This window comes from Allobosea sp. TAB14, from assembly GCF_052113865.1.
Classification (GTDB): Bacteria; Pseudomonadota; Alphaproteobacteria; order Rhizobiales; family Beijerinckiaceae; genus Allobosea; species Allobosea spartocytisi.
In genome coordinates, this window is the sequence record NZ_JBFRDQ010000221.1 from 1 (window position 1) to 11,577 (window position 11,577).

Annotated in this window: 9 protein-coding genes and 2 pseudogenes; 8 read left to right on the top strand and 3 right to left on the bottom strand. The window is 67.1% G+C overall.

Annotation, left to right across the window (positions count from 1 at the left end; genetic code table 11):
- Positions 1-279, top strand: a pseudogene (locus AB4Y99_RS24120) (amino acid ABC transporter substrate-binding protein); the annotation flags it as partial.
- 222 nt (positions 280-501) lie between these two features.
- Here the strand turns inward: AB4Y99_RS24120 and AB4Y99_RS24125 are convergent.
- Both AB4Y99_RS24125 and AB4Y99_RS24130 read right to left on the bottom strand, forming a co-directional pair.
- Positions 502-1,779: an NAD(P)/FAD-dependent oxidoreductase gene (locus AB4Y99_RS24125; RefSeq protein ID WP_441525100.1), complete on the bottom strand. Its 1,278-nt coding sequence runs from the start codon at positions 1,777-1,779 to the stop codon at positions 502-504.
- A 13-nt stretch (positions 1,780-1,792) separates the two neighbouring features.
- Positions 1,793-2,461 (bottom strand): haloacid dehalogenase type II, encoded by a 669-nt coding sequence (locus AB4Y99_RS24130; protein WP_113252197.1) that lies wholly within the window; start codon positions 2,459-2,461, stop codon positions 1,793-1,795.
- A 321-nt stretch (positions 2,462-2,782) separates the two neighbouring features.
- On the opposite strand from AB4Y99_RS24130, the gene AB4Y99_RS24135 reads away from it, so the two are divergent.
- From AB4Y99_RS24135 to AB4Y99_RS24165, 7 genes and pseudogenes are all read left to right on the top strand, one after another.
- Positions 2,783-3,634, top strand: coding sequence for a GNAT family N-acetyltransferase (locus AB4Y99_RS24135; protein ID WP_142020347.1), 852 nt, complete (start codon positions 2,783-2,785; stop codon positions 3,632-3,634).
- A 14-nt stretch (positions 3,635-3,648) separates the two neighbouring features.
- On the top strand, positions 3,649-5,025 hold the full coding sequence (locus AB4Y99_RS24140; protein WP_441525101.1) for an aspartate aminotransferase family protein: 1,377 nt from the start codon (positions 3,649-3,651) through the stop codon (positions 5,023-5,025).
- A 278-nt stretch (positions 5,026-5,303) separates the two neighbouring features.
- Positions 5,304-6,020, top strand: a complete 717-nt coding sequence (locus AB4Y99_RS24145; protein WP_441525102.1) for an HAD-IA family hydrolase — start codon at positions 5,304-5,306, stop codon at positions 6,018-6,020.
- Positions 6,021-6,085: 65 nt separating this feature from the next.
- Positions 6,086-7,572 (top strand): annotated as a pseudogene (locus AB4Y99_RS24150) (ABC transporter substrate-binding protein).
- A gap of 89 nt (positions 7,573-7,661) precedes the next feature.
- A complete protein-coding gene (locus AB4Y99_RS24155) occupies positions 7,662-8,612 on the top strand; it encodes an ABC transporter permease (protein ID WP_441525103.1) in 951 nt (316 codons plus the stop codon).
- 2 nt (positions 8,613-8,614) lie between these two features.
- Positions 8,615-9,472, top strand: coding sequence for an ABC transporter permease (locus AB4Y99_RS24160; RefSeq protein ID WP_112763491.1), 858 nt, complete (start codon positions 8,615-8,617; stop codon positions 9,470-9,472).
- Positions 9,472-11,139 carry an ABC transporter ATP-binding protein gene (locus AB4Y99_RS24165; RefSeq protein ID WP_441525104.1) on the top strand — a complete coding sequence of 556 codons (1,668 nt, stop codon included), beginning with the start codon at positions 9,472-9,474 and terminating at the stop codon, positions 11,137-11,139. Before AB4Y99_RS24160 ends, AB4Y99_RS24165 begins: the two co-directional genes overlap by 1 nt.
- 7 nt (positions 11,140-11,146) lie before the next feature.
- Here AB4Y99_RS24165 and AB4Y99_RS24170 read toward each other — a convergent pair.
- On the bottom strand, positions 11,147-11,577 hold a 431-nt coding region (locus tag AB4Y99_RS24170; RefSeq protein ID WP_441525105.1), incomplete at its 5' end, for an Lrp/AsnC family transcriptional regulator.

An 11,577-nucleotide genomic window follows, 5' to 3' on the forward strand; every position in this document is an offset into this window, starting at 1 on the left:
ATGCTGAACGCCGAGGAGCTCGGCGTCACCAAGGCCAATGTCGACGAGATGCTGAAGTCGGACAATCCCGAGATCCGCCGCCTGCTCGGCGCCGAGGGCAAGTTCGGCGAAGGCATCGGCCTGACCAACGACTGGGCCTACCGCATCGTCAAGCTCGTCGGGAACTACGGCGAATCCTTCGAGCGCAGCGTCGGCCAGGGCTCGGAGCTCAAGATCGCCCGCGGCAAGAACGCGCTCTGGACCGAGGGCGGCCTGCAATACGCCCCACCGGTCCGCTGAAGGACGCCGGCGGCATTTTGAGATCCCGCGAAGCTTGCGACGCCGGATGAGCCATTGCCGCAATGACGAACATGGGCACGCGCCGGAACCTGTTCCGGCGCGTGCCCATCCGCGTTCCACCATGCCTGCGACGATCGATCAAATGCCGAGACCAAAGAGCTGGCATCGGCCGACGCCCCGCGATTGATCGCGAGGTCGTCCTGGGCCCGCAGGCCTCCGCGCTCACTGAATGCGGTCGAGCATCTTGTAGTAGTAGCCGACCAGCGGCAGGAACCAGGGCTTGCCGAAATGGCCCGGCACCGCCGGCCAGGACAGCCCCTTCAGCGGGTTGCGATCGGGCCGGCCGAGGATCGCATCGGCCATGATCATGCCGAGATGGGTCGACATCTGCGCCCCGTGGCCGGAATAGCCCATCGCATACCAGACGCCGTCCTCGTAGCCAGCGCGGGGATAGCGGTCCTTGGTCATGTCGACGAGGCCGCCCCAGCAATAGTCGATCTCGACATCGGCGAGTTGCGGGAAGATCCGGGCAAGGCTCTCCCTCAGGATGGCGCCGCTCTTGGCGTCGGAGGTCTGGTCCGACGTGGCGGAGAAGCGCGCCCGCCCGCCGAAGATCAGCCGATTGTCCGGCGCCAGGCGGAAGTAGTTGCCGATGTTGAGCGAGGTCACCGCGGTGCGGTTGCCCGGCATGGTCATGGCGACCTCGGCCGCGCTCAAGGGCCGCGTCGCGATCAGGAACGAGCCGACGGCGACGATGCGCCGGCGGAACCAGGAGAAGGGACCGGCCGTATAGGCCCCGGTCGCCACCAGCACCTCCTTTGCCGAGACGCTGCCGCGCGGCGTCTCCAGCACATGCCGGCCGCCCTCCTGCCGTCGCTCCGTCACGGGCGCATGTTCATGGATGACGGCGCCGTGCCGTACCGCCGCCGTGGCGAGGCCGGCGACGAAGCGGCCCATATGCATCATCGCGCTCTTCTTGGAGAGCATCGCGCCATGGAAGGCGTCGGAGCCGATCTCGCCCTTGAGGTCGGCCCGGCTCAACATGGCGGTGTCGGGATCGACCTCGCGATGCAGCACCTCGAAATTCCGCGCGATCCCGGCGACATGCTCGGGCTTGGAGGCGAGCTTGAGCTTGCCGGCGCGCCGGAAGGCGCAGTCGATGCCCTCCTCCGCAACGATGCGCTCGATCGTGTCGACGGAATCGTCGAAGGCGCGATAGAGGGCGACCGCGCGCTCGGTGCCCAGCGCCGATTTAGCGGCGATGAAGCTGTGGGCGAGGCCGTTGTTGAGATGACCGCCATTGCGGCCCGAGGCGCCATAGCCGACGCTGTGCGCCTCCAGCACCACGACCTTCGCGCCGGCCATCGCGAGCTGGCGCGCAGCGGCGAGCCCGGTGAAGCCGCCGCCGATCACGGCGACGTCATAGCTGCCTTCGACCGGCCCCTCGGCGGCGCCGGTGAAGGGCGCTGCCGTGTCGTGCCAATAGGATTTGAACTGCATCGGTCCCGCGCCTTCAGAGGCCGAAGACGCCCGGCAGCCCGCCGATGTCCTTGATCTCGACATAGCCGTAATAGGGGTTCGCCGGCTCGTGGCCGCGATTGACCCAGACCTTGTTCTTGATGCCGAGGTCATGCGCGGTCATCAGGTCGTAGCGGAACGAGGAGGAGACGTGGCAGACGTCCTCCGGGCCGCAACCCAGCATGTCGAACATGTATTCGAAGCCCTTCATGCGCGGCTTGTAGGATCGGGCCTGCTCGGCCGTGTAGACGGCATGGAAGGGTGCGCCGAGCCGGGCGACATTATGCGGAATCTGGTCATTCTGCGCGTTGGACAGGATGACGAGCGGGATTTCCTTCGCCACCTTGGCGAGGCCTGCCGGCACGTCCGGATGCGGGCCCCAGGTCGGCACCTGCTCGTAGATCCAGCGCGCATCCTCGGGGCGGAAGGCGACCGCATTGCGTCGGCAGGTCCGCTCCAGCGCGTTGTAGACGACCTCTTCATAGGGCTTCCAGTCGCCCAGGACCTCGTCGAGCCGGTAAGCCGAGAAATCCGTGATGAAGGTCCGCATCGCCGGCTCGTCCAGCTTTTCGCCGTAGAGCGCGCGCGCGGCCTTATCCATCGCGAAATAGATCAGCGTGCCGTGGCAGTCGAAGGTGACGAATTTGGGCCTGAAGGCGGTCATCTGCGGAAATCCCCTGTGGCGAAACGGTTGCGTCCGTCAGCGAGGATCATAGCCGGGGCCGGAACGGCGCGAGCACCGCATTGCCTGCGGCAGGAAGCACAAACTGCCGTCCGTCCATGAGACCATGGCAGAGAGTTCCGCCTGCATCATCTTGCCGGCCGACGTCGCTTCCCGATTGCCGGCGCTTCGCCACCCGTCGTGGCATTCCATGCGGTCGGCGCGCATTCCCACGGCCGAAGATATCGTGCCGGGCCGTTCCTCGGGAGCAACTGCGCCGGCGCACCGCCTATCCATGATGCAACGGGTACGAAGCGAAGCATCATGGACCAGAAAACGATTGATCTCGTCGCCTTCGACGAACGCCATCTCGACGGCGCCGTTCTGCTCTCGCGCGAGGCGGGCTGGCCCCATCGGCGCGAGGACTGGGCGATGCTCCTGGCCCTCAGCCACGGCTTCGTCGCGCTCCAGGGCGATGCCGTGGTCGGCACCGCGATGCTGACACCGTTCGGGGACGATGACGCGACCGTCAACACGGTGATCGTGGCAGCCGACATGCGCGGGCGGGGCCTCGGCCGGAAGCTCATGGATGCCGTCCTGCAAGCCTGCGGCGCGCGGGAGTGCCGCCTCACCGCGACCGCGGACGGCCTGCCTCTCTATGAGAAGCTGGGGTTCAACGCGACCCACGAGATCCGGCAGCACCAGGGCATCCCCACGCCGCTGCCGGCCGATGCGGCGAACGATGCCATCGAGCTGGATTGGGCCGGTCCGGAGGATTTCCCCGCTATCGCTGCGCTCGATCTCGAGGCGCTGGGAATGGAGCGCCGCCCTCTGCTCAGGCTCCTGACCGAGGCCGGGCGAATGGTGGTCCTGCGCGAAGCCGGCCGGATCGTCGGCTATGCCGCGCTGCGCCCGTTCGGCCGCGGCGAGGTGATCGGCCCGGTCGTCGCGAAGACCCTGGAACAGGCGCAGAGCCTCATGAGCTTCCTGATCGCCAGCCGACCGGGCGCCTTCCTGCGCGTCGATACCGCCGAGTGGCGGGAGCTTTCGCCATGGCTTTCCGCGCGGGGCCTCGTGGGCGTCGGCGGCGGCATCGTCATGGACCGCAACGCGACTGGCCGGCAGCCGTCCGGACCCGCCAAACCCTTCGCCCTGGCCAGCCAGGCGCTCGGATAAACTGGAGAACCGCCATGTTGAGCAATTCGCTGATCGAGCTCGATCGTGACCACTGGATCCACCCTGTCGCGTCCTATCGCGGCCATGAGAAGGCGGGCGTGCGGGTCCTGCGCTCCGCGAAGGGCGCGACGATCACCGACGCCGAAGGCCGTCAGCTCATCGACGGCTTCGCCGGGCTGTGGTGCGTCAATGCCGGCTACGGGCAGGAGAGCATCGTCGAGGCCGCGGCGAACCAGATGCGCGAGCTCGCCTATGCCACGGGATATTTCGGCCTGGGCTCCGAACCGGCGATCAGGCTCGCGGCCGAGCTCGCCGAGCGTGCGCCGGGCGACCTCAACCGCGTCTACTTCACGCTCGGCGGCTCGGACGCGGTCGACAGCACGGTGCGCTTCATCCGCTACTACCAGCAGGCGCGCGGCAAGCCGCAGAAGGACCAGTTCATCTCGATCGAGCAGGGCTATCACGGCTCCTCGACCGTCGGCGCCGGCCTCACCGCCCTGCCCGCCTTCCATGCCGGCTTCGGCGTGCCCTATGACTGGCAGCACAAAATTCCGTCGCACTATACCTACCGCAATCCCGTCGGCTCCGATCCGGCCGCCGTCATCGCCGCCTCGCTCGCGGCGCTGAAGGCCAAGGTCGACGAAGTCGGGGGAGCCGAACGCGTCGCCGCCTTCTATTGCGAGCCGATCCAGGGCTCGGGCGGCGTCCTCGTGCCGCCGCCGGGTTGGGTCAAGGCGATGCGCGACCTCTGCGCCGARCTCGACATCCTSTTCGTCGCCGACGAGGTCATCACCGGCTTYGGMCGMACCGGCCCGMTSTTCGCCTGCGAGGMSGAGGGCATCGTCCCGGACCTGATGACGACCGCCAAGGGGCTCACCTCCGGCTATGTGCCGATGGGCGCGGTGCTGATGTCGCAGAAGGTCTATGACGTGATCGCCGACGGCTCCGGCGCCGCGGCGGTCGGCCATGGCTATACCTATTCGGCCCATCCGGTCAGTGCGGCGGTGGGGCTCGAAGTGCTGCGGCTCTATGAAAACGGCCTGCTGGAGAACGGCCGCAAGGCCGGCGCGCGGCTGATGGCGGGGCTGGAGAGCCTGAGCGACCATCCACTCGTCGGCGAGGTCCGCGGCCGCGGCATGCTGGCCGCCGTCGAGCTGGTGACCGACAAGGCGAAGAAGACGCCGCTGCCGGCCGCCTCGGCGCCGGCCCAGCGCGTCTTCGACCGCGCCTGGAACAACGGCCTCGTCATCCGGGCCTTCGGCAACGGCGTGCTGGGCTATGCGCCGCCGCTGTGCTGCACCGAGGCCGAGATCGACGCCATCGTGGAGCGGACCCGCAAGACCCTCGACGAGACGCTGGCCGACCCGGATGTGCGCGCCGCGATGGCGTGAACGCCGGCCTCCAGGGCATCGGGGAGGATGGGATCCATCCTCTCTTTTGCCCCAAGGGAAGCCGATATTCCGCAGCAGCGGCGAATTCGGAATTTTGTGCCGTCCGGTTTTCGACATTCGGTGAATCCGGCGAGCCGTCTGTGGGAGACTGGGTCGAGGCCGACGCAGATGCGGCCGGGGAACAGGGCACGACCGCCGCGGAAGCCCGCAAGGCGGACTGAAACGATGCGGCGGCGCCGAAGCATCGGCGCCTGCGCGGCAAGCGACGCGGAGAGACGATGACGAAGAGCTTTGGCGATTTCCGCTACATGACGTTCGATGTCGTGGGCACGTTGATCGATTTCGAGGGCGGTCTCGTCGATACGCTGGCGGCCATCGCCCGCGAGGCCGGCGTCGCCTTCGACGGGGAACAGGCGCTGAACCTCTACCGCTCCGCCCGCTACATGCCGGATGTGCAGCGTTTTCCGGACGATCTCGTCCGCGTCTACGGCGTGATCGCGCCGAAGCTCGGCCTGCCGGCCGGTGAGAGCCATGGCCGGCGCCTGCGCGATGCCGTGAAGGACTGGCGGCCCTTCCCCGACAGCGCCGCCGCGCTCGCCCGCCTGTCGAAGCGCTACAAGCTCATCGCCATGACGAACGCCCAGCGCTGGGCCTTCGAGCATTTCGCCCGCGCGCTCGGCAATCCGTTCTACGCCGGCTTCACCGTCGATGACACCGGCACGGAAAAGCCCGATCCGCGCTTCTTCGAGCAGGTCTTCGCCTTCGTCGAGACGGATGGCGGCTCGCGCGACCAGATCCTGCACGTCGCGCAGAGCCAGTATCACGACATCGGCATCTCGCGCCGGCTCGGCCTGACCAATTGCTGGATCCAGCGCCGCCACGCCCAGCCCGGCTATGGCGGCACGATCGAGCCCGAGAACTTCACCGAGCCCGACTTCCATTTCACCTCGATGGCCGGGCTCGCCGACGCCGTCGAGTCCAGCCTGGCCGCCTGAAGACGCCGGGATCGAAGAAAAGCCGGCACCAAAACGCCGGCACCAACCGAAACAGGGGAATGACGATGACCGACAAGATCACGCCCAACTGGACGAGCGCCGACGACGTCTTCGTCGAGAACGCGATCCGCCGCGGCGCCAGCCGCCGCGATCTCCTGCAGATGCTGATGGCCGGCGGCCTTGCCGCTTCCGCCGGCAGCCTCGTACTGACGCGCGCCACCTCCGCGCTCGCGGCGACGCCCGTCAAGGGCGGCAACCTGAAGGCGGCCGGCTGGTCCTCCTCGACCGCCGATACGCTCGACCCGGCGAAGGCCTCGCTCTCGACGGACTATGTCCGCTGCTGCGCCTTCTACAACCGCCTGACCTTCCTGGACGGGGACGGCAAGCTGCAGATGGAGCTCGCCGAGAAATTCGAGACCAAGGACGCCAAGGTCTGGACCGTCACGCTCAAGAAGGGCGTCACCCGCTCACCGTCGAGATCACGCTCGCGGCGCCCAATGGCGACCTGCCGACCATCCTGTCGACGCACCATTTCATGATCATCGCCGACGGCACGACGAACTTCGCCAAGGCGAACGGCACCGGCGCCTTCACCTGCGAGAACTTCGAGCCCGGCGTGCGCTCGATCGCGGTCAGGAACAAGAACTACTTCAAGTCCGGCGGGGCGAACCTCGACTCCTTCGAGTTCTTCGCGATCACCGACGACACCGCGCGCGTCAATGCGCTGCTCTCGGGCGACATCCACCTCGCCGCGGCGATCAATCCGCGCTCGATGCGCCTGGTCGAGAGCCAGCCGAATGTCGTGCTGTCGAAGACCACGACCGGCAACTACACGAACCTCAACATGCGGCTGGACATGGCGCCTGGCGACAAGGCGGGTTTCGTCGAAGGCATGAAGTATCTGCTCAATCGCGAGCAGATCCAGAAGTCGGCGCTGCGCGGCCTCGCCGAGATCGCCAATGACCAGCCTGTTCCGCCGATGAACGTCTATCACAACAAGGACTTGAAGCCGAAGGCGTTCGATCCCGAGCGGGCCAAGTCCCTCTTCCAGAAGGCCGGCGTCCTCGGCCAGTCGATCCCGATCGTCGCCTCGGATGCCGCCGGCTCCTCGGTCGACATGGCCGTGCTCGTCCAGCAGGCCGGCAACGCGATCGGCATGAAGTTCGACATCCAGCGCGTTCCCTCGGACGGCTACTGGTCGAACTACTGGCTCAAGGCCCCGGTCCATTTCGGCAACATCAATCCGCGGCCGACGCCGGACATCCTGTTCTCGCTGCTCTATGCCTCCACGGCGCCGTGGAACGAGAGCCAGTACAAGTCGGAGAAGTTCGACAGGATGCTGCTCGAGGCACGCGGCTCGCTGGACGAGGCCAAGCGCAAGCAGATCTATGGCGAGATGCAGGTGATGGTCGCCGACGAGGCCGGCACCGCGATCCCGGTCTACATCTCGAATGTCGACGCGATCTCGAACAAGCTGAAGGGCCTGCTCGCGAACCCGCTCGGCGGCATGATGGGCTACGCCTTCGCCGAGTATGTCTGGCTCGAAGGCTAAAGCCCCGCTTCTCCCGCGGGCCGGGCGCGTGCGTCCGGCCCGCATTTCGTGTCACACTCCGCTCGGAGGTGTCAGCTGCGGGAGCGTCGATGAACCTTCACCTGTTGTCCCTGCTGGGCGGACGGCTGCTCGTCGCGCTGCTGACGCTGCTGATCGTCTCCTTCGTGGTGTTCTGCGCCACGCAGATCCTGCCCGGCGACGTGGCCGAGGTGCTGCTCGGCCAGGCAGCGACGCCTGAGGCCGTGGCGGGCTTGCGCGCGGCGATGCACCTGAACGACCCGGCGATCCTGCGCTTCTTCCGCTGGCTCGGCGGCATGCTGACGGGCGATCTCGGCATCTCCTACGCCAATAACCGGCCGATCGCGGAGCTCGTCGCCGGGCGCCTGGGCAACTCGCTGCAGCTCGCGGCGGCGACCGCGCTGTTTTCGGTACCGATCGCGCTCGCGCTCGGCATCACCTCCGCCATGCTGCGCGGCTCGCTTTACGACCGCTCGGTCACGATGGCGACGATCATGGTGATCTCGGTGCCGGAATTCATGATCGCCACCGCGGGCGTGCTGATCTTCGCCGTCTGGCTGAAATGGCTGCCGGCCTTGTCCTTCGCGCGGGACGTCCACTCCTTCGGCGAGATGCTGCGCATCTATGCGATGCCCGTCTTCACGCTGAGCTTCGTGATCTCGGCCCAGATGATCCGCATGTCCCGCGCCGCCGTCGTCGAGGCGCTCAACACGCCCTATGTCGAGATGGCGCAGCTCAAGGGCGCCTCGCGCCCGCGGGTCGTGCTGCGTCATGCGCTGCCCAACGCGCTCGGCCCCATCGTCAACGCCGTCGCGCTGTCGCTCTCCTATCTGCTCGGCGGCGTCATCATCGTCGAGACGATCTTCAACTATCCCGGCATCGCCAAGCTGATGGTCGACGCGGTGGCGACGCGGGACCTGCCGCTCATCCAGAGCTGCGCGATGATCTTCTGCGTCGTCTACCTGCTCCTGATCACGACGGCGGACGTCATCGCCATCCTGTCGAACCCGAAATTGCGCTGACCATGGCCATCGACGCAGCCAACACGACAACCGCCAGCCAGCGCCGCGCCGGGTATCGGTTCAACCTCACCGGCTGGATCAGCCTGATCGTCATCCTCGCCTGGGCGCTGATCGCGATCCTCGCGCCCTATGTCACGCCCCACGGCATCAGCGACATCGTCGACACCGACTATTTCGGCCCAATGAGCCTGCAGTTTCCGCTCGGCACCGACTATCTCGGGCGCGACATGCTCTCGCGCATCCTGTTCGGCGCGCGCTACACGGTCGGCATATCGCTGGCGGCCACGCTGATCGCCTGCAGCATCGGCGTCACGCTCGGCATGGCGGCGGCCGTGACCGGCGGCTGGTTCGATACGGCGCTGAGCCGCTTCATCGATGCGTTGAGCTCGATCCCCAGCAAGCTCTTCGCCCTCGTTGCCGTTGCCGGCGTCGGCTCCTCGATCCCCGTGCTGATGCTGATCCTCGGCATCATCTACACGCCCGGCTCCTATCGCTTCGCCCGGGCGCTGGCGGTCAACGTCAACACCGCGGATTTCGTCACGGTGGCGCGCCTTCGCGGCGAGAAGCTGAGCTACCTGATCCGCGCCGAAATCCTGCCGAACATCATCGGCCCGGTGCTGGCCGATGTCGGCCTGCGTTTCGTCTTCATCGTGCTGCTCCTGTCCGGCCTGTCCTTCCTCGGCCTTGGCGTGCAGCCGCCCGAGGCGGATTGGGGTTCGCTGGTGCGCGAGAATATCGGCGGCCTGCCCTTCGGCTCGCCGGCCGTGATGGCGCCCTCCTTCGCCATCGCCAGCCTGACGATCGCGGTGAACATGCTGATCGACAACCTGCCGCAGAAGATCCGCGACCGGAGCGAATGATGAGTCCTCTCGTCGAAATCCGGGACCTCAAGGTCGAGGCCACCACCGATGCCGGCCGGCGCGTCGAGATCATCAAGGGCGTCGATTTCGACATCGCCGCAGGCGAGATCGTCGCCCTGATCGGCGAGAGCGGCTCGGGCAAGACCACGATCGCGCTGACCCTGCTCGGCTATGCCCGGACCGGCTGCCGCATCACCGGCGGCAGCGTCTCCATCGCCGGCCGTGACATGGCGCGCCTCTCCGAGGCCGAGCGGGCGAAGGTCCGCGGGGTCGATGTCGCCTACGTGCCGCAGAGCGCGGCCGCCGCCTYCAATCCGGCGCAGCGCATCATGGATCAGGTGATCGAGATCACCCGCATCCACCGGCTGATGCCGCGCCCCGCCGCCGAGGCCAAGGCCATCGAGCTGTTCAAGGCGCTCTCGCTGCCCGCCCCGGAGACGATCGGCTCGCGCTATCCACACCAGGTCTCGGGCGGCCAGTTGCAGCGCCTCTCGGCCGCGATGGCGCTGATCGGCGATCCGAAGGTCGTGATCTTCGACGAGCCGACAACCGCGCTCGACGTCACCACCCAGATCGAGGTGCTGCGCGCCTTCAAATCGGTGATGCGGCAAAGCCGGATGGCCGGCGTCTATGTCTCGCACGACCTTGCCGTCGTCGCCCAGATCGCCGACCGTATCGTCGTGCTGAAGGGCGGCGAGATCCAGGAGATCGGCACGACCGAACAGATCCTGTCCGCGCCGAAGCATCCCTATACGCGCGAATTGCTGGCGGCCTTCTCGCCCGTCGCCCGCGTCGCAGCGCAGGCGGCCGCCACGGCAAGCCCGCCGCCGCAGCCGGTCCTCGAGCTCGACGCCGTCAGTGCGGGCTACGGTCGATTGCAGCCGGACGGCAAGCCGCTGATGCTCGCGGTCGACGCCGTCAGCTTCAAGCTGGAACGGGGCCGCAATCTCGGCGTCATCGGCGAGTCCGGCTGCGGCAAGTCGACCCTCGCCCGGACCATCGCCGGCATCCTGCCGCCCTCCTCCGGCCATATCCGCTTCGACGGACGGCCGATGGCTCCCCTGGCGCGCGACCGCACGCCGGAAGAGCTGCGCAAGCTCCAGATCGTATTCCAGTCGGCCGACACCGCGCTCAACCCGGCGCAATCGATCGAGGACATCCTCGGCCGTCCCCTCGCCTTCTATCACGGCCTGCGTGGGCCGGCCCGCGACGCGCGCATCGACCGCCTGCTCGATCTCGTGCACCTGCCGCGCGCCCTGAAGCACCGGCTGCCGGGCGAGCTCTCCGGCGGGCAGAAGCAGCGCGTCAACCTGGCGCGCGCGCTCGCGGCCGACCCCGAGCTCGTGCTCTGCGACGAAATCACCTCKGCGCTCGATACGGTCGTCGCTGCGGCGATCATCGAGCTGCTGAAAGAGCTGCAGCGCGAGCTCGGCCTGTCCTATCTCTTCATCAGCCATGACCTGACGACGGTGCAGGCGATCTGCGACGAGGTCGCGGTGATGTATCGCGGCGTAAAGGTCGAGCAGTTGCCGGCCGATCAGGTCGGCAAGGCCGSCGGCCACCCCTATGCGCGGCTGCTGATGTCCTCGGTGCCCAAGCTCGACCCATCCTGGCTCGACACGCTCGAGCGCGATCCGGAGCTCGTCGCCGCCTTCTCGAAGCGCTGAGCTCGCCTCAGCTCGTCGCCGTGACCGGAAACAGGCTCGTCAGCGGCATGTGCGGTTTGACGATGGGCGACTTCAGCACGACGAAGCTGAAATACTTGTCGATGCCGATATCGAGGTCGATCAGCCGCTCCATCAGCGTCTGGTACTCGATGATGCCGCTGGTCACGAATTTCACGAGATAATCGTAGCCGCCCGAGACGAGGTGGCATTCGATGACCTGGTCGAGCTTCTCGATGGCCGCCAGRAACCGCGCGAAATCGACCTGGCGGTGGTTCTTCAGCGTCACCTCGGTGAAGACCGTCAGCGTCTGGCCGAGCTTGCCGATATTGATCCGGGCGGAATAGCCGGTGATGTAGCCTTCCTGCTGCAGCTTCTTGACGCGCATCAGGCAGGGGCTCGGCGAGAGGTTCACCAGCTCCGCCAGCTCGACATTGGTGA